The organism is Streptomyces sp. NPDC126510 (assembly GCF_040302345.1).
GTDB lineage: Bacteria > Actinomycetota > Actinomycetes > Streptomycetales > Streptomycetaceae > Streptomyces.
In genome coordinates this window covers 291,640-318,073 of sequence record NZ_JBEORR010000003.1, presented here as the reverse complement: position 1 = coordinate 318,073, position 26,434 = coordinate 291,640, and the positions used below count along the sequence as shown (strand labels likewise).

Here is a 26,434-nt window from a genome sequence, read left to right as displayed (position 1 = left end):
TCCCCGCGGAAAGCACTGATGTGCGGAGGACCGGAAGCGAGAAGGGGTTGCGCATGCTTGGACCGCGGCCGACGGTGGCCGGACCGGCGGAGACGGACGACGCCCCGCTCACGGCTCCCGGGGCCACCCGTGCCATGGAGGCGGTCCTCGAGCGGGTGCTCGAGGCGCGGCTGCGGCAGGCCCGGGACACGGATGCGGTGTTCACCCACGAGATGGCCGAGCGCGTCGCCGCGTTCGTCCGGCGGGGTGGCAAGCGGCTGCGCACGGCGTTCGTGTGGTGCGGCTGGCGGGCCGCGGGCGGCTCCGGTGACGCGGACGCCGTCCTGCGTACGGGGGCCGCCCTCGAGCTGCTCCAGGCCTGCGCCCTCATCCACGACGACCTGATGGACGGATCGCCGCTGCGCCGGGGCGGGCCCGCGATGCACGTGGACTTCACCCACGGGCACCGGGCCGGCCGGGCGAACGGGTCCGCCGAGGCCTTCGGGACGTCGGCGGCCGTGCTCGCGGGCGATCTGGCGCTGGCATGGGCGGACGACCTGCTGACCGAGACGGCGCTCGCCTCGCCGTACGGCCCGCGGCTGCACGACGAGTGGCGGGCCATGCGCACCGAGATGGTCGCCGGGCAGTACCGCGACCTGCGCGCGCAGGAAAGCGGCTCGTCCGGCGCCGAGGAGGCGCTGACCATCGCCGTTTTGAAGAGCGCCCGGTACACGGTCGCGCGGCCCCTGGCGCTCGGTGCCTGTCTGGCCGGTGCGGACGCGCCGACCCTGGGCGCGCTGCGGGCGGCGGGCCGGTGCGCGGGGCTGGCCTTCCAGTTGCGCGACGATCTCCTCGGCGCCTTCGGGGACCCCGCGCTCACCGGCAAGCCGGCCGGCGAGGACCTGCGCTCCCGCAAGCTGACCCCCCTGCTCGCCCTCGCCGTCCGGCTCGCGGAGGCCGGCGGCGACCACGAGGCGGCCGCCGTGCTCGCCCCGGACGCGGACGCCCTGCCGGGGCACACCGTGGAGCGGATGCGGGAGGCACTGGAACGGACGGGTGCCCGGGCCGACGTGGAGTCGAGGATCGCGGACCTGGCGGCCGCCGGTCTGCGGCGCTTCGCGGAGACCGGCGCCGCCCCCGCCGCACAGCGGGAGTTCGCCGCCCTGGTCGAGCAGGCCTCGGGCGTCGCCCCGCAGCACGCGCAGGAGCTCGTATGAGGACGGTGACGGGCCCTACGGACCATGTCGTCGTGGTCGGCGCCGGCTTGTCCGGACTGGCGTGCGCCCTGCACCTGCTGGGCGCCGGCCGGCGGGTCACGCTCGTCGAACGGGACGCCGGCCCGGGCGGGAGGGCCGGGCGGATCCAGCTCGGTGACTACCTGGTGGACACCGGGCCCACCGTGCTGACGATGCCGCATCTGGCCGACGAGGCCTTCGCGGCGGTCGGCGAGCGACTCGACCGGCACGTCGAGCTGGTGGCCCTGCACCCCGCCTACCGGGCCGGATTCGCGGACGGGTCCTCGCTCGACGTGCACACCGACGGCGACGCCATGGAGGCGGAGGTGCGGCGCTTCGCCGGACCGGCGGAGGCGGCGGGCTACCGCAGACTGCGCCAGTGGCTGGAGCGGCTGTACCGGGCGCAGATGCGCCGTTTCATCGACACCAACTTCGACTCGCCGTTCCAGCTGGCGCACCCGGACCTGGCCCGGCTGGCGGCCCTCGGCGGTTTCGGGCGCCTGGACGGCCGGATCGGCCGCTTCCTGTCCGACGCCCGCCTGCGCCGGGTCTTCTCCTTCCAGGCCCTGTACGCCGGTGTGGCACCGGCCCGGGCGCTCGCCGCCTACGCGGTGATCGCCTACATGGACACCGTGGCGGGCGTCTGGTTCCCCAAGGGCGGCATGCACGCGCTGCCCCGGGCGATGGCCGACGTGGCGGCCGGTGCCGGCGCGGAGCTGCGCTGGTCGGCCGAGGTGAGCGCGCTGGAACGCTCCGCCCGACGGGTGCGGGCGGTCCTGCTCGCCTCGGGTGAGCGCATCCCGTGCGACGCGGTCGTGCTGAGCTGCGAACTGCCCGCCGCGCACCGGCTCCTGGGCCGGGCACCCTGGCGCCCGGTGCCGCTGCATCATTCGCCGTCGGCGGTGGTCCTGCACGCCGGGACCGACCGCACCTGGCCCCAGCTGGCCCACCACACGCTGTCCTTCGGCGCCGCCTGGGAGCGCACCTTCGACGAACTGACCCGCTCGGGCACGCTGATGAGCGACCCGTCGCTGCTGATCACCCGGCCGACGACGCACGACGCCTCCCTGGCGCCGCCGGGCCGCCACCTCCACTACGTCCTGGCTCCCTGCCCCAACACCGCCGTCGGCCCCTCCGCCGCCGCCTGGCGCGACCTCGGCCCGCGTTACCGCGACAGCCTGGTCGCCGAGCTGGAGCGCCGCGGCCTGGACGGTTTCGGGGCCGGTGTCGAGGAGGAACTGCTGGTGACCCCGCTCGACTGGACGGCGCAGGGCCATGCGGCGGGCAGTCCCTTCTCGGTCTCCCACACCTTCGCCCAGACCGGGCCCTTCCGGCCGCGCAACCTCGTCCGCGGGCTGGACAACGTGGTGCTCGCGGGCTGCGGGACCACCCCCGGTGTCGGCGTACCGACCGTGCTCCTCAGCGGGAAGCTCGCCGCCGCCCGCGTCACCGGGGGCGGCACCCGGGTCGCACGGGCGGGTCGGGCCTCGTACCGCCGCACCTCCACCCCGACCGGAGCAGGTGCCCATGACCCGTCGTGAACTGGACGCCGCCGGGATCACCGACCCCGGCCTGCGCGCCGCCTACGGCCGGTGCCGGCGGCTCAACGCCCGCCACGGCCGGACCTACTTCCTGGCCACGCGCCTGCTGCCGCTGGAACGCCGCACGGCCGTGCACGCGCTGTACGGCTTCGCCCGCTGGGCCGACGACATCGTCGACGACCTGGACCGGCGCCTGACACCCGACGAACGGGACCTGCTGCTGAAGCGGCTGGAGGAGGACCTCGCCCACGCCCTGCGCACCGGCGGCGGGGCCGAACCGGTGGTCCGGGCCGTGGCCGACACCGCCGACCGCTACCGCATCGAGGTCGACCTGTTCGCCGACTTCCTCGCCTCGATGCGCGCCGACCTGACCGTCACGGACTACCCCGCCTACGCCGACCTGCGGGCCTACATGCACGGCTCGGCCGCGGTGATCGGCCTGCAGATGCTGCCCGTGCTCGGCACGGTCGTCCCGCGCGAGGAGGCGGCACCGCACGCCGCGGCCCTCGGGGTGGCGTTCCAGCTGACCAACTTCCTGCGGGACGTGGGCGAGGACCTGGAACGCGGTCGCGTCTACCTGCCGGCGGACCTGCTGGCCGCCCACGGCGTGGACCGGCCGCTCCTGGAGTGGAGCCGGCGCAGCGGCCGCCGGGACCCGCGCATCCGGGCCGCACTGGTCGCGGCGGAGGCCCTGACCAGGAACGTGTACCGGGAGGCGGAACCGGGCATCGCGATGCTCGACCCGCGGGTGCGCCCCTGCGTCAGGACCGCGTTCACGCTGTACGGCGGCATCCTCGACGCGATCGCGCGGCACGACTACACCGTGCTGCACCGCCGTGCCGTGGTGCCCCGCCGGCGGCGGGCGGCCACCGCCGCGGCCGGGGTCCTCAAGGTGGCCCGCGCCCGGTGGGCGGCCCACGCGGCGGCTTCGGCCGCACCGGAACGGAAGGGGCAGGGTCGTGGCTGACCGAGCGGACAGGACACGCTGGACCTCACCACTGCGGCGGCGCCGCGGCCCCGGCTGGGCGGAGCAGACACCGACCTGGCGCGCGGCCCGTCCGGCGCTCATCGCCGACACCCTCAAACGGGCGTCCGCCCGGCCCTCCGGCAACTGGTTCGTGGTGGGCGCCTCCCGGGACGTGCGCCCCGGCCGCCCCTACGGCAGGACCGTCGGCGGCGTGGAGGTGGTGCTGTGGCGCTCTGCGGCCGGTGAGCTCCGGGCCGGTCCCGGCGTCTGCCCGCACCTCGGTGCCCCGCTGCGGGACAGCCGGGTGGTGTGCGGCACGCTGGTGTGCCACTGGCACGGACTGGCCCTGGACGGCTCCGCGTTCGCCGGCTGGCAGCCGTACCCGGCCCACGACGACGGGGTGCTGGTGTGGGTCCGGCTGGACGCGGTGGGCGGTGAGGAGCCGTCGGAGCGGCCCGTGGTCCCGGCCCGGCCCGCACCGGGCAGCGGGGTGGACGCCGTGTTCACGGCGGCCGGGCGGTGCGAACCGCAGGACGTGGTGGCCAACCGGCTCGACCCGTGGCACGGGTCCTGGTTCCACCCGTACTCCTTCGTCGACCTGACGGTCGTGCGGGAACCGCGGGGCGACGAGGGGGGCGACGAGGACGACGCCTTCGTCGTGGACGTCTCCTTCCGGGTGGCGGGCCGTCTGGTGGTGCCGGTGCGCGCCGAGTTCACCGCGCCGGAGCCCCGCACCGTCGTCATGCGCATCACCGACGGCGAGGGCGCCACGTCCGTGGTGGAGACCCATGCCACGCCGCTGACCGCCGCGGACGCCGAGCAGCCGCGGACGGCCGTGATCGAGGCGGTCGTCGCCGCTTCGGAACGCCCCGGTTTCGCGCTGGCCCGCGCCGCCGCCCCGGCGCTGCGTCCCCTGATGCGGCAGACGGCCGGGCGCCTGTGGCGCGACGACCTCGCCTACGCCGAGAGGCGCTGGGAGCTGCGGAGCACCGGGCGTTTCCCCGGGTGACATGAAGCCGGTCGCGCGGCACCGGCCCATCGCCCCGAATGAGATGACCCCGTCGGACGGGCCCGCGCGGAGCGGCCCGGGCCCGTCCGGCGGCCCGGCGTCATCGGCGCGCCGGACGTCCCGCGAGCGCGCCGAGTGCCCGCAGCACCGGGGAGCGGCCCGCCCGTGGCACGGTCCACAGCACCTGGCCGCGGACGCCCCACCCGGCGAGCAGGGCGTTGGACGCCAGGAAGCCCGTGGTGGCGGCGCGTTCCATCAGGGCGACGGGCAGGTCGCAGCGGAGCCCGTCGCCGGCCAGTGTCAGCCACGGGTGCGGGGTCCGCACCGTGGGCCGCCGGTGGTGGGTGCCGACCGGGAAGAGCGGGCAGTCCGAGCGCCACTCGTGCCGGGCGTCGACGACCCGCGCCCGGCCTGTCTCCGGGTACACCCGGCGCAACTGCCCGAGCAGCGCGTCCTGCACGGCCCCCGGGTCCGCACCGGGGGTGACGGCGTAGGCGTGGAGTTCCACCACGGAACCCCCGTGCTTCTCGGCCCAGCGTGCGGCCTCGCCCTCGAAGCGTTCCAGGACGCTGATGTTGTCGAGGCCGTCGTAGCCGCTGGTGCCGAGGAAGCCGGGGCGGTCGGCGCGGACCGGCCGGTCGAGCCAGAGCCGCGAGACGAGGAACGGCGGGGCGGTGCGCAGGGCGGCGACGCCGTCGCGCCAGGGGGCGGTGCCGAGGGCCGGTGAGGCGGCGACGACCCGGCGCAGTCCCCCGGTGTCGAGGGCGAGCACCACGGCGTCGTGCCGGTCGGTGCCGGTGCCGGTGCGCACCTCGGCTCCGCCGGTGCCGGCGGGGTCGACGCCTGCCACGGGGGTGCCGGTGCGGACGGTCGCGCCGAGCCGCCGGAGGTAGTCGCCGAGCGGCTCCCACAGGGCCTGCGGGAAGGGCTCGTCGGGCACGTCGAAGAGCAGCCCTTCCGAGGAGCCGAGGAAGTAGATGTGGAACATCAGCATCAGTTCCGCGGCGGAGAGCTCGCGCGGGTCGGCGAAGAAGCTGCGTGAGAACACCTCGAAGGCCAGGTGGTGCGCGGCCTCGGGGAAGCGGACGCGTTCCAGGAAGGCGGTCGCGCCGAGGTCGTCGAAGCGTGTGTACACCCCGGGCACGCGCACGTCCGTCAGCGGCAGCGCCGCCCGGGCGTCCAGGGCGGTGAGGTCGCGCCAGCCGAAGGTGGGGCTGAGGGCGACGAAGCCGAGGGCGCTCAGGGGCGGGGTGCGCGGGACGCGGGCGAAGCTGTCGGTGAGTCCGCCGCTGTGCCGCAGGGGGTAGTCGGGCAGGGGGGTGAGCCGGGCGAGGGCGGGGTCGGTACGGCGCAGCAGGCCGCGCAGGTTGTAGTACTGCCGGAAGAAGGCGTGGAAGCCGCGGCTCATGGTCACCTCGGAGCCGTCGGCCAGCCGGGTGCGGTACCCGGCGAGGCGGCCGCCCAGGGAGTCCTCGCGTTCGTAGAGGGTCACCCGGGCGCCGCGTTCGGCCAGTCCGGTGGCCGCGGCGAGTCCGGCGATGCCGCCGCCCACCACCGCCACGGACGGTGCGTCCCCGGGCCCGAACCGGTCCCGGCCCGGCGCCGGCATCAGGACCTCGGCCTTGCGGTCCCGGCCTCGGCGGGCGGCCGGACGGGTGCTCGTCGAGCGGCTCCCGGGCGTGCTCTTCGGTGTGCTCTCCCGGGAGCTCATCGGGTGGCCTCCCCGGCCGCGGCAGATCCGTTGCGGGCGACGAACGTGTGCGTGATGCCGGTCTGCCACCCGGCGAGGGGCAGGGCCCGCGCGCCCGCGAACCCGGCCCGGGTCAGCCGCTCGGCGAAGTCGGAAGCCGTGTCGAAGTCGAGGACGCTGTGCCACAGGTGCCGGTACAGGGCCCGGTCACCGGTGAGCGTGCCCGCCGGGATGATCACGCCCTGGCACACGGCCGTCCACAGCGCGCGGTGTGCGGGCGAGCCGCCGAGGCTGTACTCGTGGACGGCGAGCCTCCCGCCCGGCCGCAGCAGTCCGCGCACCGTGCCGAGGACGGCGTCCGGGTCGGAGACGTTGCGGAACAGGTAGGCGGCGAAGACCGCGTCGAACGGCCCCGCACCGGCCGTCGCCAGCTCCTCGGCGCTCAGGTGCAGGAAGCGCACGCTGTCGGGCCAGGGCTTGGTTTCCGCCCGCCGCAGCATGCCGGCGGAGGCGTCCACCGCGGTGATCCGCGCACGGGGCGCGGCCCGCAGCAGGGCCCGGGTGGAGGCGCCGGTGCCGCAGCCGAGGTCGAGCAGGTGCAGCCCGGCCCCGTCCTCCGGGAGCCTCAGCCGGCGGGCCGAGCGCAGCAGGTCGGCGCGGTAGCCCGGGTTGAGGCCGGTGAGGCGGTCGTAGGTGCGGGAGGCGTGGTCGAAGGCGCGGGCCAGGTCGCGGTCGCGCAGCAGGGTCATCGGTGGCTCTCTCCGGTTCCTGGGGCGGGGTGGGTGCGGCGGGGCAGGAAGGGCACCTCGAGCGCGGTGCGCAGCATCGGGCCCACCGGGGTGCGCAGTCCGATGCCCCACTCCTCCCGGAGCGAGGTGGCGCCGTCGAGGAAGCGCAGCAGGCGGTGGGCCGGGGTCCGGCGGAAGAGGCCGGTGAAGAACGCGGGGCCGTCGATCCGGCCGGTGTCCAGGGCCCGCAGCAGCACCGCGTCCATGGCGAGCGCCCGCCGCCCGTGCGGCGCGGGCACGACGGCGCGGCCGTCCCGCAGAGCGGAGGCGACGGCCCGGCTGTGCCGCTGTACGGCCGCGAAGGTGTAGCCGGTGGCGGGGCGGGTGGCGCCGCCCGCCGTCCCGATGCGGAAGACGGCCGTACCGGTCCGCCGGGGGAAGCGGGCGTCGGTCATGGGGATGATGCCCTGTTCGGCGCTCTCCACGGCGAACTCGCCCAGGCCCAGCACCTCACGGGCGTAGTGACCGAGCGCCGCCTCGTACGCCGCCGTCGCCAGCGGGGTCCGGGAGAACTCGGTGTACTCGACGAGCGCCCGGTCCGGGGCCAGCGGAAGGACGTAGCCGAAGGCGAGGCCGTGCCGCGGCTGGGGCACCCGGAAGTCCATGAGGTCGGCGACCGCCGGGTCGAACCGGTGGGTGCGGGTGCGCACGAACCAGCCGCGGAAGTGCTGCAGCAGCTGCGTCCGGGCCGGTGGCAGGGCGCGCAGGGGCCGCGAGTCGAACACGAGCCGGGCGCGCAGGGTCAGGGTCCGGCCGCCGGGTGCCGTGCAGCGGACCTCGGCGCCTCCGGGCACGTCGCGCACGGTGTGCGCGGTCGCGCGCAGCAGCCGTCCGCCGGGCGAGCGCGCCAGCCGCGCGTGCACCAGCTGTTCGAACGCCGTGGAACGCACCATGCGGTAGCGGGCGGGGGCCGGATCGACGGTGAGCGGGCTGCCGTCGGGGTCGTGTACCCGCAGCAGGGGCCAGGTGGCGGCGACCGCTTCGCCGAAGCCGTCGTCACTGTCGTCGCCGTCGCCCTGGTCCCAGTAGCACCAGGTCCGCTCCGCCGGGCGCGCGGGGCCGTCCGGCGGCTCCACCACGGTCACGGTCGCGACGGCCGTCTCGACCAGCCGGTACGCGAGACTGAGGCCCGCGGCACCGCCTCCGAGGATCACCACGTCCGGCGCGCCGACGGACCCCTGGCTCACCGGGCCCACCACACGCCGCCCATCCCCGCACCCCGCTCCCGGCCACATCGTCGACTGTGTTCTGTCCGTTCACCGCTTCCGGCCGTCGGCCGTGTTCGGATGCAGTCGGATGCGGTCGGTTGGAAGGCACCACGCCATGGATGCCGTCGGCCGGAGTCACCGTGACGGTCGCCCCGACGGCCGGACTCACCGTGACACGACCGACTCCAGAACGGCGACGGCCTCGGCCAGCCCCGTCGGACGCGGCAGGCCGGGAACGGTCCGGCCGGTCCAGCCCGGCCCTATCGTCAGGACGACCGGCTTGCGGCGGGCCCCGCGCACCCCCCACTCCATCGCGGCCACGTGCTGGGCCAGCGGACGGCTGGCGGTCGTCCGGGACTGCGCCCACAGTCCCACCGCCGCCGGCCCCGTTCTGCGGACGGCTGTGACGAGTGACTCCACGGGCAGGGCGCCGCCGAACATCCGCACCGGCAGACCGCGTTCGGCCAGTGCGGCGGCCAGCACCTCCAGGGGCAGCGTGTGGTTCTCCCCCGGCACACAGGCGAGCACGACGGTCGCGCCCGGGCGGTCGGGGGCCGCGGCCGGGGCACCCCTCCGCAGTGCGCCGGAGACGTGCCAGGACAGGAAGTGCTCGACCTCGACGTACCTCTCGCCCGAGCTCTCCCACTTGCGGCCGACCGCCTGGAGGGTCGGCATGATCACCTCGGTCCAGGCGGCGATCAGCCCGTGCTCGGCGATCGCGGACTGGAGCAGGTCGTCCAGGGCGGGGGCGTCGAGGCGCAGTGCGGCACGGGCGATGCCCTTGCATTCCTGGCGCACGTCACCGAGGCGCAGCCCGCTGCCTGCGCGGCTGCGGATGGCGGTGGTGGTGGGGGTGCCGGTGGCTGTGGGGACCGGGGTGCCGGTGAGGACGGGGGCAGGGGTGCTGTCCGACGGTCGCGGTGCTGTGTCGGCGGGCGTCCGCTCCGGGTCCGCCGGCCCCGTTCCCGGTGACGCCCCGGTGTCCCACCCGCCCGGGGCCGGGACGGCTCCCGGGGCAGCCGGCCCGGCCGGGTCCGCCTCCTGCGCCGTTCGGGCGGCGGGGCCTCCCGGCTGGTCGCGACGGCCGTCCCGACCGGCGGGAGCCGGCGCCTGCGTCGCCCGGGCTGCCGGCCCCGCGGAAGCCGGTGTCTGCGTCGCTCCGGCGGCCGGGCCCGCCTGAGTCGCTTCCTGAGTCGCCTCCTGCGTCGTTTCGCCGAGTACCGCGCGGGCCGCCTCGGCGGGGGGTATCCCGGTCGCGGTCAGGGCGCACATCCGCTCCAGCCGGGCCACGTCCGACGGGGTCCACCGACGGTGCCGGCCACCGGTGTGCGCCTCGGGTCCGAGGCCGTAGCGGCGGTCCCAGGTGCGGACCGTCGTCGGAGCGACCCCCAGCCGCCTGGCCACCTCCCCCGTGGTCAGTCCGACGCCGGCCGGCGCGCTCTGGGGTCCGCGGCCCTGGCTGTCCCGTTCGTGTGCACCCATACCCCCGACTGTACGACGCACAAACGACGCATGTTGAGCCGCGTCGTTTGTGCACCGAACACTGGCCTGGAGCGCACGGGCGCGGCTCACACAGCGCGACCGGTGCGGTTCGGCAGACGGCCTTCCGTCCCCGCACGACGCACTGCAGGAGGAACCAGGCCATGATCACGAACACGCGACTCACCGCCCCGGCCGCACCAGCGGAGGAAACGCGGTACGAGGAAGAGCTGGCCCGTGGCCTCGTCGCCGCCGACGAGGAGGCGTTCGCCGCGATCTACCGGCGCTGGGGCTCGCTCGTCCACACCATGGCCACCCGACTGCTCGGCGACACCCACGAGGCGGAGGACGTGACCCAGCAGGTCTTCCTCGGCGCCTGGAACGGCCGGGCGGGCTTCCGCCCCGAACGGGGTCCGCTCGGCGCCTGGCTGGTCGGCATCACGCGCCGCAAGATCGTCGACGCGCTGGCGGCCCGGACGCGACGGCTGACGCTCATCGACTCGGCCGGCCGCGACGCGGACACCACCGGCCCCGACGAGGCGGCACCGGACCGCGTCCTGGACCGGGTGCTGCTGGTCGACGCCCTGGCACGGCTGCCGCGCCACCAGCGGGAGGTGCTGTGCATGGCCTTCTACGAGGACCTGACCCAGGCGCAGATCGCGGAGCGGACCGGGATGCCCCTGGGGACCGTCAAGAGCCACGCCCGCCGCGGCCTGCACCGGCTGCGCATGGTGATCGAGCAGCCCCGGGCCGCCGAAGCGGACCTGTAGCGGTGCCGCCGTACGCGCATCCGCGGCGGCCCCCACACCTGAAAACAGGACCGGGACTCCGCACCGTACGGAGCCTCCGTTCGAAGGGATGATTCCCATGACCTCCCACACCCGCATCGCCATCGCCGCCTCGGCCGGAGCCTGTGCCCTGGCCCTCGGCGTTTCCGCTCCCGCCCTGGCCGAACAGCAGAACCAGGCCATGGTGTCCGTCTTCCACGGCATCCCCGGCATGACCGTGGACGTGTACGCCAACGGCGACGAGCTGATCGGCGACTTCAAGCCCGGCACGGTGACGGACCCCAAGTCCCTCGACGCCGGCACCTACGACATCAAGATCTTCGAAGCGGGCAAGGATCCCGGTGGAACTCCGGCCCTGGAGAAGAAGATCCAGGTGCCCGAGGGCGCGAACGCCACGGTCGCCGCCCACCTCTCCGCCGACGGCGAACCGGAGTTGACGGCCTTCACCAACGACGTCTCCCAGGTGGACGCCGGCAAGGCCCGTCTGACGGTCCGCCATGTCGCGGCAGCCCCGGCCGTCGACGTCCGGGCCGGCGGACAGCCCGTCTTCAGCAACCTGACCAACCCGAAGGAGGACACAGCCGAGGTCGACGCGGGCACCCTCAACACCGATGTGGTGCTGGCCGGTACGGACACCGTGGCCATCGGCCCGGCCGACCTGAAGCTCGGCGAGGGCACGAGCAACGTCGTCTACGCCTGGGGCAGCGCCGCCGACAAGAACCTGGCCCTGGCGACCCAGACGTTCAGCGGCATGGCGTCGTCGCCCCGCGGCGTCCCCGCGGGTGGCAGCGGTGCCGCCGTCGCACCGAACTCCTCCGACCTCGGCCCGGCCTGGGCCGCCGGGGCCGGAGCGGTCACGGTGGCGGGCCTGCTGGTGGCCCGCCGGGTCGCCCGCCGACGTGGCTGACGGCGCGCGCCGGCCGGCGGGACCGACACTGGCGGCTGCCGCCCTGGCAGCCGCCCTCGGTCTCCCGGCCGGGCCGTCGCAACCGGCCGCACCGCCCCCCGACTTCACGGCCGGCCGGTCCGGGCGGACAGCCGACCCGACGACCGCGCCGTCCGGGCAAACGACCGACTCGACGACGAAGACGGCACCGTGGACGGCACCGGCCCCGCCACCCCGCCGCGTCCTGCTGCCCCAGGCGGGCGTCGATGCCCGGGTCACCCCGGTGGGCGTGACGGACCGGGGCGAGATGGCGGTCCCCGACGAGCCGTCCGTGGCCGGCTGGTACCGCTACGGCCCGGCGCCGGGCAGCGCTTCGGGTTCGGCGGTGCTCGTCGGCCATGTGGACGGCGACACCGGAGCCATCGGCGAATTCGCCGCGCTGTACGGCGTACGGCGGGGGGACCGCGTGGAGGTACGGCGAGCCGGGGCGGAACCGGTGCGGTACCGCGTCGTCTCACGCGTCACCGTCCCCAAGGACGAGCTGCCGTCCTCGACGTTCCGCCGCACCGGTGCCCCGGTCCTCACGCTCATCACCTGCGCGCCCCCGTTCGTCCCCGAGCGGGGCGGCTACCTGTCCAACCTCGTCGTCACGGCGGAGCCCGTGAAGTCCGGGAGGGTGCAGTGGCCCACGTAGAGCCCGCGCACCTGGTGGAACTGGCGCTGGGCAACGCCACCCCGACCGAGGCCGACACCGAGGCCCTGCGTCACGTCGACCAGTGCGCCCGCTGCCGTGACGAACTCCGCGTCCTGACCCGCCTGGTGAACGCGGCCCGCACCGCGCGACTGGTGGACCTGCCGACAGCACCCCCGGAACGCGTCTGGCGGCGGATCAGCAGAGGCATCTCCCCCGAGACGAACACTCCCGAGCCACCCCCGCGCGTCCTGGACCGCAGGACGCGGGCCGTCCTGGCTGTGCTCGCCCTCGCCACCACCGTCGGCGCAGCCGTAGCCCTCCGCTGCCTGCACGAACGCTCGAGAGTCGTGCGGTGCAGGGTCATCCGCTAGGGCCGGACGGAGCGCCCGAGCCACGCGACACCGCAGCGCTCGGCCGACACCCGCAGGGCCTGCGGAGCAGTTGTGTACACATGGCACACTCGGTACGACCTGTGACGATCAGGAACACCTTGCCCGCGACCTTGTACACGTCGAGTCCGGGGGTGAAGCGGTATCCGTGGCTGACGTCGGGGAGGGCCAGGGCCGCCTGGCGGGCGTGACGGAAACGCGGCGGAGGCCCCTTTGCCGTCAGGAGGCGACGGCTGTCGTCGCGGTCTGCGGGAACGCCCAGTGGGAGTGCACGATGTGCCACTCGCCGTCGATCAGCCGGTACGCCTCGGTGGCGTTCCAGGCGCGCAGCTGCCGTTCGCTGCCGTCGTCGTCGAGGACGTAGGTGTTCAGGTTGTAGGCCAGGACCGCGAAGTCACCGCTGTCGGCGACGCTCACCGCCGGGTTGAGGTACTCACTGCGCACGATGTGCGGGTTCGAGTAGATCGACTCGATGTGTGCGATGACCTTGTCGCGTCCCACGACCAGTTCCTCGAGGATCGGATCGAAGTAGCTGACCTCCTCGGCGTAGTTGTCGAGGTAGCCGCGGTTGTCGCCGATACTCCACCGTTCGTTGAAGGACTTCTCCAACTCCAGGATGGTCGTGCTGATCTCCGCCCTGTCGACGCCCATGTCAGTTCCTTTGCCGGTCTCTCTTACGGATGCTGGGGCCGGCCGTTGTCGACCGGCGGGCATCGGGGGTGGTTGGTCGTCGTTTCTCAGCCGCCCGGGTCTCTCAGGGGCCCGGGTCTCAGTCGTCCAGGTCTCAGTCGTCCAGCACGACGACGTGCTTGCCCGGCGTGGTGCCGGACTCGACGTCGGCCTGGGCGTCACGGGCCTGCTCCAGGCCGTGGTAGACCTTCGCGACCCGGACGTTGAGGCGTCCTTCGGCTATGTCCTGAAGCTGGTGGGCGAAGACGTCGGCCGGGAGGTCGGCGGCCTGACCGCCGTAGGAGGTCAGGCGCACCCCGCCCGGGATCATGAACGGGGTGAAGTCGGGGATCGTCCACTGGCCCGCCAGGGCTCCGGTGAAGCAGACGGTGCCGTGCCGGCGGACGGTACGGAGGGTGTCGGCGAGGACCGAGCAGCCCACCAGTTCCAGTGCGGCGTCCACACCGTCCGGGAACAGCTCGCGCACCTGGTCGGCGAGGGTGCCGTTGTCGACGAGGGGGTGGTCGACGCCCGCCGCCCGCAGTTCCCCGGCCCTCGCCTCGCTGCGGGTGGTGGAGATGACGGTGGCGCCGAGGTCCTTCGCGATCGTGGCCGCGCTCAGCCCGACCGTGGAGGTGCCGCCGCGGATCAGCAGCGTCTGCCCGGCCTTGAGGTCCAGGCCGGTGGTCAGCGATCCGTAGGCGGTCTGGAACATCTCCGGAAGCGCACCGACGACCTCCCACGGCAGGCGGGTCTCGAACGGGATGACCTGCGCCGCGGGGACGGTCACGTACTGGGCATACGCGCCGTCGTACGAGCGGCCCATGCCGCCCATCATGGTGGCCACCTGCTGGCCCGGCCGCAGCCCGCTGTCCTCGTCGGCCTCATCGACCACGCCGACGCCCTCGATACCGGGAACGCGCGGATAGGTGACCACCGCGTCCGACTCGCCCTTGCGGGTGGTGACCTCGGATTCGTTGACACCGAACGCCTTGACCTTGATCCGCACCCAGCCGGGCTTGCGGACGGGCACCGGGACATCCTTGATCTCCAGCGCTTCCAGGCCGCCGGGCCGGGTGACGACGACGGCCCGCATCGTCGCCGGCGCGGCGGCATCGGCCGCTGTGGGGTGGCTCATGTCGTACTCCTTGTTCTGCTTGTTCTGCGTGCCGGGCCGTCAGGGACGGTCGATGCCTTCCCACAGGTGGAGGACCTGCTGGTAGTGGGCGGTGCCCTCGAAGGGAGAGTTGCCGACGGTTCCCGCGGTGGGCTTGTCCGTGACGGCGGGCCACAGGCGGGAGTGCTCGCCGGTGGCGAAGTCGAGGACGATGTCGCGGATACGGGTGTCACGCTCCGCCTGCTCGGCGCTGCGGCCCGGCCGTTCCTGGCCGACCAGGGCGTACATCTCGGTGCCGTGCACGGCGGGCGCGCCCTCGGCGGGGCCGATCAGGAGGAGGTGGGCATTGCCGCCGGCAGCGGCGTGGGCCAGGGCGCCGCGGGCGGCCGGGATCGCGAAGAGGTAGTCCGCCATGACCGCGGCGCGGACCTCGGCCGGGGTACGGCCGCCCCGGTCGTAGGCGTCGACGATCTTCTGCGCGCGGGAGCGGGAAATACGCCACCCCGCGACCTCGTCGACGACGCGGTCGACGGTGCCCGGGTCGAAGCGGTCGAGGTCGTTCGCCACCCACCAGCCCATGTCGTCGCTGGCCATACTCAGCAGGATGTCGACGTTGCGGTGCGCGCCCGTGGCGAGGACGTCCATCGGGTGCGCGTGCACCACCGCGCCCGGCTGCCCGATGTCCAGGACGACGCCGGTGGCCTTGTTGTCCACCCCGCCGCGGACTCCGAGGTCCGTCGGGGCGACCTTGCGCAGGGCGTCCCGCAAGGAGAACGGGTCGAGATCGAGCAGCTTCTCCGGGTTGTCCGCCACGCCGAGTTCGGTGACGAACAGGTGCGCGAGTTCCTCGGCCCACCAGGCCGGGATGCTGCGCGCGGGCCCGCCGGAGAACCCGGCCAGCCGCCGGTACAGGCCGTCGGCGGAGGAGGCTCCCAGCAGCCCGAAGGTGGAGTAGGCGCCGGCACTGTGTCCGTAGACCGTTACGTTGTCGGGGTCGCCGCCGAACTGGGCGATGTTCCGCTGGATCCAGGTCAGCGCGGCGATGATGTCCTGGAGGAAGAGGTTGCTGGCCTCGGCGAGCTTCCCGCCGTACTGCGAGAGCGAGAGCGGGCCCAGGGCACCGAGCCGGTAGTTGACCGACACGCCCACCATCCGCCCGGACGCGGCGAGACCTGAGGCGTTCGAGGTGATCTGCGTGTTCGCGCCGACCTCGAATCCGCCGCCGTGGACATACACGGTCACCGGGAGCGCCTTGCCGGCCGGCTGCTCGGGGGCCCACACGTTCAGGTTCAGGCAGTCCTCACCCATCCCGTTGTCCGCCTCGAGCCAGTCCCCGCTGTCGGGCTGGATCGAGACGACGCCCTTGCGGTCGTAGGGAAGGTCCGGATCGAAGTCCGCGACCACGGGGCGGCGGTACCGCTCGGCGGTGGCGTACGGAATCCCCCACCAGGACCGCACCCCTGGTGCAGTCGGAGCCTTGGGAACGGTAGCGGTCATGACGTGTCCTTCCAGCGCGGTTCGGGCGTTTCGCGCGGTGTTTCGGCGGCTGGTTGCTCGCGGTGACGTCTCCCATCGTTTCCCGGGATACGACAAAACGCCCGGCGCGCAGCGGTCACCTGGTGGTCAGCAGGTGACACTTCCAATGCTTGTGGGGTCTGCCATCGGCGGGCCCGGAGGACCTTGGGAAGCCAGCCGAGCGGGCACCGCATGGGGCCGCGGCACCGGTGAGCTGCCGTCGAGGGCGAGCCTCAGCGGTGCGGCGAACGGCCTGAGGGCCGGGCCCTGTCGGCCGGACTGAAAGCCAGAGGGCAGTGCGCGACCCGGTGTTCGCCACCCACCGCAAGCCGGGCCCCGGCAAGGTGGCCGGCCCGCGGGCGGTCAGAGGTCGGTCAGCCGCCGCGCTCCGCTCACGGGGTGTCGCCGGCCGCGTAGACGGCGGGGGTGAGACCGGTGCGGTCGCGGAAGAAGCGGCCGAAGTTCGCGGGATCGGTGAAGCCGAGGTGGACGGCCACGGCCCGGGCGTCCCACCGGGCGCCGCCCAGCAGGCGCCGGGCTTCCAGGAGGCGCCGCTCGTCGATGAGTTCACGCACGCCCTTGCCGGTGGCGTCCCGTGCGGCGCGGCTGAGGGTGCGGACCGAGCAGCCGAGCAACTCTGCGTAGTCCGCGGCCCGGTGCAGTTCACGGAAGTGCAGCTCCAGGGCGTCCAGGAAGCGTCCGTACCTGTCGGTGCGGCCCGTGTTGGCCCTGGCCGTGCCGACGGGGGCGATGCCCGGGGAGCTGGCCAGGCGCAGCAGCAGGGATTCGAGCAGGCTGCGGCGCAGGGCGTGGTGGATGTCGAGGGGGCGGCGCCCGAGTGCGCGGTGTTCGTCGAGGAGCTGGAGCGCGGTCTGGTGGAGCCAGGCGGTGTCGTCGGGGTGCGGGCTCAGCACGGCGGGGGCCTCGTGCCCGGTGAGCGGGGCCAGGAGACGGGCGATGTCGGGCCGCAGCACGTCCGGCTCGAACAGGATGAAGGGGCCGCGGGCTGCGCCGGGAGGATGCCAGCACTGCGCGTGCCCGGGACGCACCCACAGCCACTGGCCGGGGGCGACGGTCCGCGTGACGTAGTCGACGTCGTGCCGCAGCTCGCCCTCGGTGACCAGGATCAGGTAGTGGAAGGTGGCACGGCCCGGACGGGGCGGGTTCCACGGCCAGTCGTCGTGCTGGGCAAAGAAATCCTCGACGGTACTCACTTCAAGGCCGTAGGGAGTACCGACCGGGGGCTGGAAACCGTACAGCGGAACCGCAGCCGGTCCGGCCTGCCTGCGGGGCCCTGAGTGTCGCTTGTCGACCATCACGTGTCCGCAGCCTACCGCCATTCCAGTCGGCTTCGACGGAAGGATGGGACGTGCCGGCGCGCCCGCGCGGCGCGCCCTGCGCCTCCTTCGATGTCACAGTCCGTCACCACCTGGGAAGGCTCACCACCCATGAACGGATCGGCCCTGCACAAGACCGCCGCCGACTGCGCGGAGGAACTCCCCGGAGCCCAGCTGGAGCACCCCTTCGGCCCCGACTGGGAGGTCTTCAAGGTGCGCGGCAAAGTGTTCATGCTGATGACCGAGGTCCCGGGGCGTCCCGTCGTGATCCTCAAGGCGGACCCGGGCGAGGCCCACGCCCTGCGGGAGCAGTACAGCCACATCACCCCCGGCTACCACATGAACAAGAGGCACTGGATCACCCTGGAGGGCGGGGAAGGCGTCGACAAGAAGCTGGTCGAGGAACTCGTCACCGACTCCTACCGGCTCGTCGTCGCCCACCTGCCCAGGGCCGAGCAGCCCGTCGACCCGCACACCTACGGCACCGGCACCCGGGCGGGCCGGTGAGCGCGGCCGGTGACCAGCTCCAGCACACCGCCCGCCAGGCTGCCCTGGCCCTCCCCGACGTCAGCCACGGATACCCCTTCACCCCCGGACTCGACGTGTACAAGGTCGCGGGGAAAGTGTTCCTGATCGTCACCGACGACCCGGACGAGCAGATCATCACGGTCAAGTGCGAACCCGAACACGCCCGCGCGCACGTACGCGGCCACGCCTCGATCACACCGGGCCGCTACCTCGACAAACGGCACTGGATCTCCCTGGGACCAGGCCCCGGCATCACCGAGCGACTGGTCACCGACGCGGTCGAGAATTCCTACGACCTGGTCGTCGAGGCGCTGCCGCGACGCGACCGCCCCGGGGCTCGATGAGCTCCGCGAGCCTCCCCACGAGTGGCTGAGCCGACGCCTGTCAGTGCCCCGTGCAAGGCTCGCCGCTTCCGCACACGTCCGCCTCCGACCCGAGAGACCGATGGAACCGACCGAAGCGACCCTGCCGCTCTTCGGCGAGGAGCCCGCCCGGCCCCTCGCCGACCGCCTGCGCCCCACCCGGCTGGAAGATGTCGTCGGGCAGGACCACCTCCTTGCCCCGGACGCCCCGCTGGGCCGCATGGTCGCCCAGCAGCGCCTCAGCTCCGCCGTCCTGTGGGGCCCGCCCGGCGTCGGCAAGACCACCATCGCCCGGCTCCTCGCGGACGCCGGTCGCCTGGCCTTCGAACCGGTGTCGGCCACCTTCTCCGGCGTGGCCGAGCTGCGCAAGGTCTTCGCCGCCGCACGAAGCCGACGCGGCATCGGTCAGGGCACCCTGCTGTTCGTCGACGAGATCCACCGCTTCAACCGGGCCCAGCAGGACAGCTTCCTGCCGTACGTCGAGGACGGCACCGTCACCCTGATCGGCGCCACCACGGAGAACCCGAGCTTCGAGCTCAACGGCGCCCTCCTCTCCCGCACCCAGGTCCTCGTCCTCAAACGCCTCGACGAGGCAGCGCTGTCCACGCTCCTCGACCGCGCCGAGCAGCTCACCGGCCACCATCTGCCTCTGAACGATGACGCCCGCCGCGCCCTGATCGCCATGGCCGACGGCGACGGCCGCTACCTCCTCAACATGGCCGAACAACTCCAGGCCCTCCCGGACACCGGGACTCCCCTGGACACCGCCGGGCTCGCCCATCACATCCAGCAGCGGGCCCCGCTGTTCGACAAGGCGCAGGAGGGCCACTACAACCTCATCTCGGCGCTGCACAAGTCGATGCGCGGCTCCGATCCGGACGCGGCCCTGTACTGGCTCGCCCGCATGCTCGACGGCGGCGAGGACCCGCTGTTCGTGGCCCGCCGCCTGGTCCGCTTCGCGAACGAGGACATCGGCATGGCCGACCCGCACGCCATCCAACAGGCCCTCGCCGCCTGGGACGTCTACGAGCGACTCGGCTCCCCCGAGGGTGAGTTGGCGATCGCCCAGGCCGTCGTCTACCTCGCCACCGCCCCCAAGTCCATCGGCGTCTACCGCGGCTTCAACGCAGCACACCGATCCGCCCGGCACACCGGCTCCCTCATGCCGCCCGCCCACATCCTCAACGCCCCGACCCGGCTGATGAAGGACCTCGGCTACGGCAAGGACTACCAGTACGACCCGGACACGGCCGACGGCTTCTCCGGTGACGACTACTTCCCCGACGACATGGACCGCGAGACGTATTACCAGCCCACCCGCAACGGCTACGAAGCCCAGATCACCGAGCGCCTGCGCCACTGGAGCGCTCTGCGCGCCCGTCGGCAACGCGGCTGACCGGCCGACAGCGCGCCCGAGTTGTCCGTGACGTGCAGCCAGTACCTGCGGGAAAGGCAGCCAGGGGCGTTCGGAGCGCCATCCCCGCCTCATCCCATCAAGCACCTATCCAGCACGGTAAAAATCCAGGGGCCTGACCCCAAAGAGTCAGACCCCTGCGAAGTGGTGCCAAGTCACCCGCTACACGTTGAACCGGAACGTTCATGGAACCCCTTCCTCCCCAGTGTTCCCAAGGGTTGCGTCCCCTCGCAGGGGTGCAGGGTCAGCACCAAGTCAGCACCGCGTCGTCGGGTCAGCACGTCATGCCGCCACGGTGACGGCACGCACCGGAGACGGCCGAAGCGCCTGCTGCATCACGTCCCGGCACCGGTCCCACGCTTCCGGCACCAGGTGCCCGTACGTGTCGACGGTCGTCTTGATGTTCCGGTGCCCGAGCCAGCGGCTCACTTCATGGATTGGGACGCCGTTCGCGAGCGCCGTCGACGCGAAGAAGTGGCGCAGCGAGTGAGGGGTGCACTTCGGCTTCTTGTCCGGGGTGACCACGCCCGCCGCTACGCACGCCTTCCGCCAGTGATAGCCGTACGTCGAAGCCGTGGGCATCTTCCCCTTGCCCCGCTCACGCGGCGCGAACAGCGCCTCTACGCCGTCGACCTCGACCGTGCCCCAGCGCTTGAGGTGATTGCTGATCTCCTGGCCCAGGAACGTCGGCGTGGGCACGTCCCGGTACTCGTCCGCCGTGCGGTGCTTGAGCGGCACGAAGCGGGTCACGCAGTCACCCTGGTTCGCCTTGGCGCTGATCTGCCGGCGCAACCGCAGGAAGCCCTCTCGCTGGCAGTCGGAGGTCAGCCCGAGAGCCTCGCTGATACGCAGCCCAGCACCCGCCTGGAGCCATACCGTGAGCCGGTACTGATCGGACATGGCCGCAGCGATGGCGTACACCTCCGCGAGCGTGGGTATTTCGTCCGGATCGACGGCGGCGCCCGCCGTCTTGATCGGCGGTACGCCGTCACAGGGGCTCTCGTAAATGCGCCGTTCCTTGACGGCCGTCGCCATCATGGCGCGTAGGATGTTCATACGGTCGTTGACCGTCGATGCCGCCAGTCCGCCGTTCACCATGGCCGTCTGAAGCTTCTTCACGTCCGGGATGGTGACGCTGGCGAGGGTGCGGGCACCGAGTGCGGGAACCAGGTGGTTCGAGATGAAGCTCTGGTAGTTCCGTCGGGTCGACTCGTTCACCTGGTGCTGCGCGAGCCACTCTTCCGCCCACTTGCGCATGGAGATCTGCCCGAGCTGGTGGTCGATGTACACCCCGGCCCGCTTGTCGTTCTCCGCCTTAACGCCGAAGCTCTCGGCTTCCCGCTTCGTAGGGAACGACTTCTCCCGCTGACGCCCGGTCCGCCCGCCGGGCTCGCGGTAGCGGACGGTCCACAGGTGCACGCACCTGGTCTTGTTCCGGCAGTCACACTTCTTCAGTACCTGCGCCACTCTTCATCCCCCTAAGTATCTGCACTGCCTTGTCCGTGAGCTGCCCACCCGCCTTGCCTTCGACCTTGGTCAGGAAGCCTCGCTGCCGCGCGGCGCGTAGGTGCCCCTTCACCGTGGCCGGATTCAGGTCGAACCCCACCGCCAAGCGTTGGGCGGGGGCGCGCTCTCCTGCATCGACGAAGTGCACGTAGAGGGCGGAGAGCACCGCCAGCCGCTCATCTGTGAGGCCACCCGGAAGGCAAGCCAACCGCTCGCCAAGCTCGCGGATCTCCAAGTCTGTGGCCTTCGCCAGCGACCGCATCGCAGCGAAGTCCGCGCTTGGCGTAGTGCTGATCCGCCGAAGGACGGTGCTGGAGATGCCGCGCGCTACCTCCTGTGGGTCGGCATCATCCGCAGGAGCAATGTGGATCTCTCGCGGCCCCACGGTTCCGGCGGTGCCCTTGGGCCAGTGCATGGTCACTGCCCAGGCACCCATGCGCTTGATGACCGTCACACCGTCTCGGGGCTCGGCATCCGGTGGCTTAGGTGTCGAGTTCATAGCTGCACCGTAAGTAGCCACCACACCCCAGTCAAGTCCGGATAAGACAACGCCGGACTTGACCAAGCCAGACTGATCCACTCAAGATGTGAAGGCCCCGCCCACCATCGACAGGAGTTCGCCTTTGCACCACCACCGCCTCATGACCGTTGACGAGCTGGCCGAGTACCTGGGCAAGAAGCCCGCGTGGATCTACAACAACCATCGGGTTCTCGGCATCCCGTCCCGGAAGGTCGGCGGAAGCCTCCGCTTCCGACTGTCAGAGGTCGACCGCTGGATCGACCGAGAGTGCCCCGTCTCGGCCTGACTGACCTTCTCCCCGTCTGCACCCAATCGAAAGGAGGTCACATGATCCCGCCGCCCGGCGGGAGGGCATCGGCGCACCTACGCGCCGCAAGAAGGGACGGTCTCCGCCATGGGTGCCATCAAAACCAGAGGCCGACTGCTCCACCAGATCGAGCGCGTTCCGTACGAGGACGCATTCCTCATCGGCGATCTGCTCACTACCAGGATTACGGTCCTGTCCGGAGAGCCGAAGGCCGGGAAGACCCTGCTCAGCGCAGGTATGGGCATTGCTCTGCTCAACGGAGAGCCGACGTTCCTCGGTCAGCCCGTACATCAGAAGCTGGACCACATCGTCTACGGCCTCACGGACGACGGCGCACCTGAGGAGCTGAAGGAGCGCCTGCACGGCGCCGTTCCAGACGACTCGATCACCGTGTTTCCCGTCGAGGATCCGGGGCATTCCGGCTACTGGCCCAGCATCGTGGACGACCTCATCGACATGAAGCCCGGCCTGTTCGTCCTGGACAACATCATCGGTGCGCTTGCCCCCGGCGAAGACATCTCGTCCCCCGTCACCGCACAGCGCATCATGCGCAGCCTGAAGCCGATCAGCGAAGCGGGCATCCCCACGCTGCTCGTGACCCACACCCCCAAGGGGGCAGCGGAAGGCATGACCGTCGCCTCGTCCCCCATCGGCGGCCGTGCGATCGCAGCCGGCGCCCGAGCCGTGGTGGCCCTGCGCAACTCCGGGAAGCACGGACGCCGGATACACACTGCCATCAATCGCGCCACGGAGGACTTGGACCTGCACGTTTCCGTGCGCCCAGCCAGCGAGTCCAGCGAGGTGCCGATATGGGAGCGCGTAGACACGAAGCCTCAGCGCGAGCCGAGCATCCAGACAGCGGCTCCGTGGCAGGAGCTCCTCGCCCAGCAGATCCTCAGGGAACAGCCGGAAGAGACGTCTATCGCCAGACTCGCCCACCGCTACGCCGCCACCGTCGGCAAGGCGGTCAGCACCCTCCGGGCGGAGCTCCCGAAGCTCGTCGTCCACAGCGGGGAGGGGTGGGCAGCGGCGTAGTGAGCTGCTGATGATGACGCCTCCCCCTTATAGAGACATCGTCATCAGCACCCACCTCGCTCCGCTCGGCACGCCTCGCTCCGCACATGACTTGCGTACCTATGTAAGTACGTCAGGCTCTCTGAACTCTGGCGGCCTCCGGCCGACCAGCACGCAGGCCGCTGGGGACTGCGAAGGCCAGAAGCTTCGATGTCTCTCAGGCAAGACAGCGGCTCCCCGAAGGATCCGCTGAAACAGCAAGACGCTTTACGTAAGTACGCGAGTACGTCCAGCGGCGAAGCCGTGAGCCTGTGCAGCGGCGAAGAGCAAGTACGTGAAGAGGTAAAGCAGTTCGACCAGGAAGCGGCCTGTCGGCCGTTCTTCAAGAAGACGACTCACCATGCTCGGCTTCCCCTTCCCTGCTGACCTCTTCGCCGCTGCCTTCCTCGGGCCGCAGGGCGGCCATCTCGTCAGGAGTTGTTCAGGCTCATGCCTTGCTCTGGCTCTTCGTCCTTGCCCGTCCACCGTTGCTCTTCACCGCCGCTGCGTACAACGTCGATCTACCCCAAGACACCCCTCACGGGGTGACGGCAGCTCCGACCGAACCGCTGTCCCCCGACCTCGCCGCGGGTACTGTGCCGTCGTTCACCAGGTCCACGACCGTATCGGCGTGTTCCCTGATCAGATAGTCCATAGCGTGCTCGGTCGACGACTGGTACTCAAGCTGCTCGCTGTAGAAACGAAGCCGCTCCTGGGCATCCTCAATGATCTCGCCCCAGGTACGCACCCAGATCCGGTACGTCGGCTGCGTGACAGCGCATCCGGGCATTCGGTCCGGCTGGTGGGCGAGTTGGCGGAGGCCGTCGTCCATCGCGTTGCCGACGAGCCAGAAGTCCCAAGTCACCTTAGGTTCCCGGAACCTGTCGTCGCTCATGACCGCTTGCGCGTAACTGTTGATCTGCGCAAACTCAGTCATACCGAGCGTGACACTCGACCTCTTGAGTTCCACCACGAGATGGTGACGCTCCCCTTTCCGCTGCCGGGCAGCACGGGACAGCATCAAGTCAACGATCCCCCGACTCCCGTCCTCTCTCAGGACAGGGTCCGGAGCCGGCGCGTCCCGGTCGAGTAGACGGCAGTGCTGCCTCAGCACCTCGTTGAGACTGCGGTCGCTGACATGCAGTCCGTACTCCTCACCGAAGATCCAGCACTCGTTCTCCAGGATCCGGTGCAGCTCGGTGCGTTCCTTGACCCGCCCCTTGGCCACGGGCTCGAAAACGAGGTGCTCCAGAGCCGACAAGAAGTCGAGGCGTCCGGTCGTCGCTGTCGACGCCTTGATCAGGGCGGACAGCGGCGTACGGTCCAGCAGCCGGCTGAGTTCTGTCTGCTCCTGCTTGGAGAGCGCGAAGAGCTCCTCGGCGATACGCAGCACTTCACCCGGCTCGTGGGTCAAGACGGAGCGCAGAAGCGCGAAGGACACCTTCTGGGCCCTCTTGCTCGCCGGCAGGTGCCGGACGACCGCGGTCGCCACGGCGTCGAAGGTCTCGCGCTCCGCGCGCTCCTGGTCATTGGCGGGCTCGCCTGTATACGGGTAGAAGCCTTCCGCACGCCACGAGTCGACGAGCTCACGACGGCGCTCGTCGGCGCGGGAACGGAAGTGCTCACGCATTCGCTCCCGGGCTTCGGCCAGTACCTCGGCAGCGGGCCCCTCCGGTGTCCAATCGGCGAAGGCGAGGTCGCCGACCGAATCGTCCTCGAACCCCGACCAGGACAGGTACGCCGTGAAGTGGAAGCCCGGAGCCTGGATCTCCGGCTTCAGCTGCGCCAAGGACATACCTCGGCCGTCACAGAGGATCAGAGCCCGGGAGTACGGACGCGACCATTCGATGATCTTCAGCTGGGCCGACGGGTGAGAACTGTCCGGCGGAGCCGCCACCTCGTACGTATCGACGTGAACCTGCTCCGACGCCGGGTCCAGCCGCGTCCCGTCGTAGGTGATGCAGATATCCGGGTACGCCTCCAGGTGGAGTGCGAAGGCGGCAGTGAGCGCGGTACGGGCGGCGTCCTCGGTCAGCTTCTGGAGGTCCTCCCCGCCGAACGCCTCAAAGACCGTCCCCGTTACGTCGGCCGTCGGCTCGGGATCGCTGACGTCGAACTCGTCCATGGAGCTGCGATCGGACTCGATGACGACACGACGGCGGGCCCCATGCACTTCGCTCACGCTGGTCCAGCGCACCTCACTGCCGAGGGCAAACGCCCGGACACGGCCTCGTCCGTTCTTCCCGTGCAGCACGCGCTTCTTGACCTCGCTGACCTGCGTGCGCTTCTTCCAGGACGTACCGATCTGCTCGAAGTAGTCGCCGCACTTCTCCGCCGCGATACCAGTGCCGTCGTCGATCACGGCGACCCGGTCGACTCCACCGAAGTCGTTGCGCTCAAGCACGACGGTGACAGTCTCGGCGTCCGCGTCGAGAGAATTCCAGATCAGCTCCTCGACGGCTCCGACAGGATGGCGCAGGCGTGCCAGCTCCTCAACGTGCCCCCGCCCTACGGTCAACCGAAGCTTCGCCATGGGGTCAGCACCTTCCGCGTCATCGTCATCTGATGGGACTGAGGGGAAGCTGGACGCCTCCCCCATCTTTAACTCGTATAGCTGATAAACGTCACTCGATATTTTCGAGCAACGGAAATGCGTCCACTGTCCCTACGGGCTTCAGGGCAGACATGGGGCTGTTGCCGTAGAGAAGGCCCCGTCGGACACAAGTAGTCCTCGCTACACTCAACGCCCCGTCCAAAGCTCGTCAGAGAGCGGTGCGTTATTCAGGCGATCACGGCGACTACGCCAGTCCGGCAGGAAGCCATCCATCAGCTGGGCGAAGCGCTGGCCGTGTCCCCGTTCGAGATAGTGGACCATCTCGTGAACGACGACGTACTCAAGGCACTCTGGATGCTTCTTGGCCAGTTCGGAGTTGAACCACAGGCGGCGGGTCTCTCGGTTGCAGGAGCCCCACTTGGTCTTCATCCGGCGGATACCCCACCACGGCACCGAAACCCCGAGCTTCGTCTCCCAGCGTTCGATGAGCGCAGGGATCGCCTGACGGAGTTGCTCGCGACACCACCGGTCGAGCAGGTCGCGACGGCGCTCCTCACTCGTCCCGCTCGGCGCGTAGAGCACCATACGGTCGCCGTCGATTTCTACATGCGGGCGTCCCGGCCGCTCGATGACCTTCAGGCGTCGTCGCACGCCCCACACGTAGTGGGACTCTCCGCTGACCATCTCGCGCACTGACTGACGCTCCGCCGAGCGCAGTTGATCCTGCTGACGCTTGATCCACGGCAACCGCTGGATGACGGCCAGGCGGACCTGATCGTCATCCAGCTGCTGAGGCGCGGCCACCCGAACGCGCCCTATGGGGGGGTACACACCGATGTGCAGGTTCTTGATGTCCTTGTAGACCACGTGGACGTCAATGCCCCGGACCGCGAGACGGG

The 26,434-nt window shown here is 71.6% G+C and carries 25 protein-coding genes; 13 read left to right on the top strand and 12 right to left on the bottom strand.

The window, feature by feature from the left end:
- Nucleotides 1–53 precede the first annotated feature (53 nt).
- The 4 genes from ABTX60_RS05425 to ABTX60_RS05410 are packed head-to-tail and all read left to right on the top strand — an operon-like array spanning nucleotide 54 to nucleotide 4,731.
- Entirely contained in the window at nucleotides 54–1,196 is a 1,143-nt protein-coding gene (locus tag ABTX60_RS05425; RefSeq protein WP_352095734.1) for a polyprenyl synthetase family protein, read from the top strand.
- Nucleotides 1,193–2,755, top strand: coding sequence for a phytoene desaturase (locus ABTX60_RS05420; protein ID WP_352095733.1), 1,563 nt, complete (start codon nucleotides 1,193–1,195; stop codon nucleotides 2,753–2,755). The genes ABTX60_RS05425 and ABTX60_RS05420 overlap by 4 nt, the downstream gene beginning before the upstream one ends.
- Entirely contained in the window at nucleotides 2,742–3,722 is a 981-nt protein-coding gene (locus ABTX60_RS05415; protein ID WP_352095732.1) for a phytoene/squalene synthase family protein, read from the top strand. Before ABTX60_RS05420 ends, ABTX60_RS05415 begins: the two co-directional genes overlap by 14 nt.
- Nucleotides 3,715–4,731 (top strand): Rieske (2Fe-2S) protein, encoded by a 1,017-nt coding sequence (locus tag ABTX60_RS05410; protein WP_352095731.1) that lies wholly within the window; start codon nucleotides 3,715–3,717, stop codon nucleotides 4,729–4,731. The genes ABTX60_RS05415 and ABTX60_RS05410 overlap by 8 nt, the downstream gene beginning before the upstream one ends.
- Nucleotides 4,732–4,831: 100 nt before the next feature.
- Here the strand turns inward: ABTX60_RS05410 and ABTX60_RS05405 are convergent, their stop codons facing one another.
- The 4 genes from ABTX60_RS05405 to ABTX60_RS05390 all read right to left on the bottom strand — a co-directional run bounded on the left by ABTX60_RS05405 (nucleotide 4,832) and on the right by ABTX60_RS05390 (nucleotide 9,899).
- Nucleotides 4,832–6,340, bottom strand: a complete 1,509-nt coding sequence (locus ABTX60_RS05405; protein ID WP_352095816.1) for an FAD-dependent oxidoreductase — start codon at nucleotides 6,338–6,340, stop codon at nucleotides 4,832–4,834.
- A gap of 98 nt (nucleotides 6,341–6,438) precedes the next feature.
- Complete coding sequence (locus ABTX60_RS05400) at nucleotides 6,439–7,170, bottom strand: class I SAM-dependent methyltransferase (RefSeq protein ID WP_352095730.1); 732 nt, start codon at nucleotides 7,168–7,170, stop codon at nucleotides 6,439–6,441.
- The gene (locus ABTX60_RS05395) at nucleotides 7,167–8,396 is read right to left on the bottom strand and encodes a lycopene cyclase family protein (protein ID WP_352095729.1); all 1,230 of its coding nucleotides are present in this window, start codon (nucleotides 8,394–8,396) and stop codon (nucleotides 7,167–7,169) included. The genes ABTX60_RS05400 and ABTX60_RS05395 overlap by 4 nt, the downstream gene beginning before the upstream one ends.
- A 186-nt stretch (nucleotides 8,397–8,582) precedes the next feature.
- Complete coding sequence (locus tag ABTX60_RS05390) at nucleotides 8,583–9,899, bottom strand: MerR family transcriptional regulator (RefSeq protein WP_502992275.1); 1,317 nt, start codon at nucleotides 9,897–9,899, stop codon at nucleotides 8,583–8,585.
- Between the two features lie 161 nt (nucleotides 9,900–10,060).
- Between ABTX60_RS05390 and ABTX60_RS05385 the strand changes: the two genes are divergently transcribed.
- The 4 genes from ABTX60_RS05385 to ABTX60_RS05370 all read left to right on the top strand — a co-directional run bounded on the left by ABTX60_RS05385 (nucleotide 10,061) and on the right by ABTX60_RS05370 (nucleotide 12,635).
- Nucleotides 10,061–10,666: a sigma-70 family RNA polymerase sigma factor gene (locus ABTX60_RS05385; protein ID WP_352095728.1), complete on the top strand. Its 606-nt coding sequence runs from the start codon at nucleotides 10,061–10,063 to the stop codon at nucleotides 10,664–10,666.
- 97 nt (nucleotides 10,667–10,763) lie between these two features.
- Nucleotides 10,764–11,591, top strand: a complete 828-nt coding sequence (locus tag ABTX60_RS05380; RefSeq protein WP_352095727.1) for a DUF4397 domain-containing protein — start codon at nucleotides 10,764–10,766, stop codon at nucleotides 11,589–11,591.
- Nucleotides 11,584–12,264 (top strand): class F sortase, encoded by a 681-nt coding sequence (locus ABTX60_RS05375; RefSeq protein WP_352095726.1) that lies wholly within the window; start codon nucleotides 11,584–11,586, stop codon nucleotides 12,262–12,264. Before ABTX60_RS05380 ends, ABTX60_RS05375 begins: the two co-directional genes overlap by 8 nt.
- Nucleotides 12,252–12,635 carry a hypothetical protein gene (locus ABTX60_RS05370; protein ID WP_352095725.1) on the top strand — a complete coding sequence of 128 codons (384 nt, stop codon included), beginning with the start codon at nucleotides 12,252–12,254 and terminating at the stop codon, nucleotides 12,633–12,635. The genes ABTX60_RS05375 and ABTX60_RS05370 overlap by 13 nt, the downstream gene beginning before the upstream one ends.
- Nucleotides 12,636–12,872: 237 nt before the next feature.
- On the opposite strand, the gene ABTX60_RS05365 is transcribed toward ABTX60_RS05370, so the two are convergent.
- The 4 genes from ABTX60_RS05365 to ABTX60_RS05350 all read right to left on the bottom strand — a co-directional run bounded on the left by ABTX60_RS05365 (nucleotide 12,873) and on the right by ABTX60_RS05350 (nucleotide 17,168).
- A complete protein-coding gene (locus tag ABTX60_RS05365) occupies nucleotides 12,873–13,304 on the bottom strand; it encodes a YybH family protein (protein WP_352095724.1) in 432 nt (143 codons plus the stop codon).
- Between the two features lie 133 nt (nucleotides 13,305–13,437).
- Nucleotides 13,438–14,460 (bottom strand): alcohol dehydrogenase catalytic domain-containing protein, encoded by a 1,023-nt coding sequence (locus ABTX60_RS05360; protein ID WP_352095723.1) that lies wholly within the window; start codon nucleotides 14,458–14,460, stop codon nucleotides 13,438–13,440.
- A 39-nt stretch (nucleotides 14,461–14,499) separates the two neighbouring features.
- Nucleotides 14,500–15,936: a carboxylesterase family protein gene (locus ABTX60_RS05355; protein WP_352095722.1), complete on the bottom strand. Its 1,437-nt coding sequence runs from the start codon at nucleotides 15,934–15,936 to the stop codon at nucleotides 14,500–14,502.
- A gap of 410 nt (nucleotides 15,937–16,346) precedes the next feature.
- A complete protein-coding gene (locus ABTX60_RS05350; protein WP_352095721.1) occupies nucleotides 16,347–17,168 on the bottom strand; it encodes a helix-turn-helix domain-containing protein in 822 nt (273 codons plus the stop codon).
- A gap of 234 nt (nucleotides 17,169–17,402) precedes the next feature.
- Here ABTX60_RS05350 and ABTX60_RS05345 point away from each other — a divergent pair, with 234 nt between their 5' ends.
- From ABTX60_RS05345 to ABTX60_RS05335, 3 genes are all read left to right on the top strand, one after another.
- Entirely contained in the window at nucleotides 17,403–17,798 is a 396-nt protein-coding gene (locus ABTX60_RS05345) for an MmcQ/YjbR family DNA-binding protein (RefSeq protein ID WP_352095720.1), read from the top strand.
- Entirely contained in the window at nucleotides 17,795–18,163 is a 369-nt protein-coding gene (locus ABTX60_RS05340) for an MmcQ/YjbR family DNA-binding protein (RefSeq protein ID WP_352095719.1), read from the top strand. Before ABTX60_RS05345 ends, ABTX60_RS05340 begins: the two co-directional genes overlap by 4 nt.
- 100 nt (nucleotides 18,164–18,263) lie before the next feature.
- Nucleotides 18,264–19,577 (top strand): replication-associated recombination protein A, encoded by a 1,314-nt coding sequence (locus tag ABTX60_RS05335; protein WP_352095718.1) that lies wholly within the window; start codon nucleotides 18,264–18,266, stop codon nucleotides 19,575–19,577.
- A 300-nt stretch (nucleotides 19,578–19,877) separates the two neighbouring features.
- Here the strand turns inward: ABTX60_RS05335 and ABTX60_RS05330 are convergent, their stop codons facing one another.
- Nucleotides 19,878–21,062, bottom strand: coding sequence for a tyrosine-type recombinase/integrase (locus ABTX60_RS05330; RefSeq protein ID WP_352095717.1), 1,185 nt, complete (start codon nucleotides 21,060–21,062; stop codon nucleotides 19,878–19,880).
- Nucleotides 21,037–21,600, bottom strand: a complete 564-nt coding sequence (locus tag ABTX60_RS05325) for a hypothetical protein (RefSeq protein WP_352095716.1) — start codon at nucleotides 21,598–21,600, stop codon at nucleotides 21,037–21,039. The genes ABTX60_RS05330 and ABTX60_RS05325 overlap by 26 nt, the downstream gene beginning before the upstream one ends.
- Before the next feature lie 142 nt (nucleotides 21,601–21,742).
- Here ABTX60_RS05325 and ABTX60_RS05320 point away from each other — a divergent pair, with 142 nt between their 5' ends.
- On the top strand, nucleotides 21,743–21,907 hold the full coding sequence (locus ABTX60_RS05320) for a helix-turn-helix domain-containing protein (protein ID WP_352095715.1): 165 nt from the start codon (nucleotides 21,743–21,745) through the stop codon (nucleotides 21,905–21,907).
- A 108-nt stretch (nucleotides 21,908–22,015) separates the two neighbouring features.
- Nucleotides 22,016–22,963: an AAA family ATPase gene (locus ABTX60_RS05315; protein WP_352095714.1), complete on the top strand. Its 948-nt coding sequence runs from the start codon at nucleotides 22,016–22,018 to the stop codon at nucleotides 22,961–22,963.
- A 556-nt stretch (nucleotides 22,964–23,519) separates the two neighbouring features.
- On the opposite strand, the gene ABTX60_RS05310 is transcribed toward ABTX60_RS05315, so the two are convergent.
- The gene (locus ABTX60_RS05310; protein ID WP_352095713.1) at nucleotides 23,520–25,580 is read right to left on the bottom strand and encodes an ATP-binding protein; all 2,061 of its coding nucleotides are present in this window, start codon (nucleotides 25,578–25,580) and stop codon (nucleotides 23,520–23,522) included.
- Between the two features lie 141 nt (nucleotides 25,581–25,721).
- A complete protein-coding gene (locus tag ABTX60_RS05305; protein ID WP_352095712.1) occupies nucleotides 25,722–26,402 on the bottom strand; it encodes a M48 family metallopeptidase in 681 nt (226 codons plus the stop codon).
- Nucleotides 26,403–26,434: the final 32 nt, after the last annotated feature.

What these genes read in the sequence shown, in the direction of transcription:
- ABTX60_RS05325 (WP_352095716.1), bottom strand. Translation starts at nt 21,600, where the DNA reads ATGAACTCGACACCTAAGCCACCGGATGCCGAGCCCCGAGACGGTGTG.
- ABTX60_RS05310 (WP_352095713.1), bottom strand. Translation starts at nt 25,580, where the DNA reads ATGGGGGAGGCGTCCAGCTTCCCCTCAGTCCCATCAGATGACGATGAC.
- ABTX60_RS05365 (WP_352095724.1), bottom strand. Translation starts at nt 13,304, where the DNA reads ATGGGCGTCGACAGGGCGGAGATCAGCACGACCATCCTGGAGTTGGAG.
- ABTX60_RS05420 (WP_352095733.1), top strand. Translation starts at nt 1,193, where the DNA reads ATGAGGACGGTGACGGGCCCTACGGACCATGTCGTCGTGGTCGGCGCC.
- ABTX60_RS05405 (WP_352095816.1), bottom strand. Translation starts at nt 6,340, where the DNA reads ATGCCGGCGCCGGGCCGGGACCGGTTCGGGCCCGGGGACGCACCGTCC.
- ABTX60_RS05415 (WP_352095732.1), top strand. Translation starts at nt 2,742, where the DNA reads ATGACCCGTCGTGAACTGGACGCCGCCGGGATCACCGACCCCGGCCTG.
- ABTX60_RS05385 (WP_352095728.1), top strand. Translation starts at nt 10,061, where the DNA reads ATGATCACGAACACGCGACTCACCGCCCCGGCCGCACCAGCGGAGGAA.
- ABTX60_RS05345 (WP_352095720.1), top strand. Translation starts at nt 17,403, where the DNA reads ATGAACGGATCGGCCCTGCACAAGACCGCCGCCGACTGCGCGGAGGAA.
- ABTX60_RS05360 (WP_352095723.1), bottom strand. Translation starts at nt 14,460, where the DNA reads ATGAGCCACCCCACAGCGGCCGATGCCGCCGCGCCGGCGACGATGCGG.
- ABTX60_RS05355 (WP_352095722.1), bottom strand. Translation starts at nt 15,936, where the DNA reads ATGACCGCTACCGTTCCCAAGGCTCCGACTGCACCAGGGGTGCGGTCC.
- ABTX60_RS05335 (WP_352095718.1), top strand. Translation starts at nt 18,264, where the DNA reads ATGGAACCGACCGAAGCGACCCTGCCGCTCTTCGGCGAGGAGCCCGCC.
- ABTX60_RS05390 (WP_502992275.1), bottom strand. Translation starts at nt 9,899, where the DNA reads ATGGGTGCACACGAACGGGACAGCCAGGGCCGCGGACCCCAGAGCGCG.
- ABTX60_RS05425 (WP_352095734.1), top strand. Translation starts at nt 54, where the DNA reads ATGCTTGGACCGCGGCCGACGGTGGCCGGACCGGCGGAGACGGACGAC.
- ABTX60_RS05400 (WP_352095730.1), bottom strand. Translation starts at nt 7,170, where the DNA reads ATGACCCTGCTGCGCGACCGCGACCTGGCCCGCGCCTTCGACCACGCC.
- ABTX60_RS05380 (WP_352095727.1), top strand. Translation starts at nt 10,764, where the DNA reads ATGACCTCCCACACCCGCATCGCCATCGCCGCCTCGGCCGGAGCCTGT.
- ABTX60_RS05315 (WP_352095714.1), top strand. Translation starts at nt 22,016, where the DNA reads ATGGGTGCCATCAAAACCAGAGGCCGACTGCTCCACCAGATCGAGCGC.
- ABTX60_RS05320 (WP_352095715.1), top strand. Translation starts at nt 21,743, where the DNA reads ATGACCGTTGACGAGCTGGCCGAGTACCTGGGCAAGAAGCCCGCGTGG.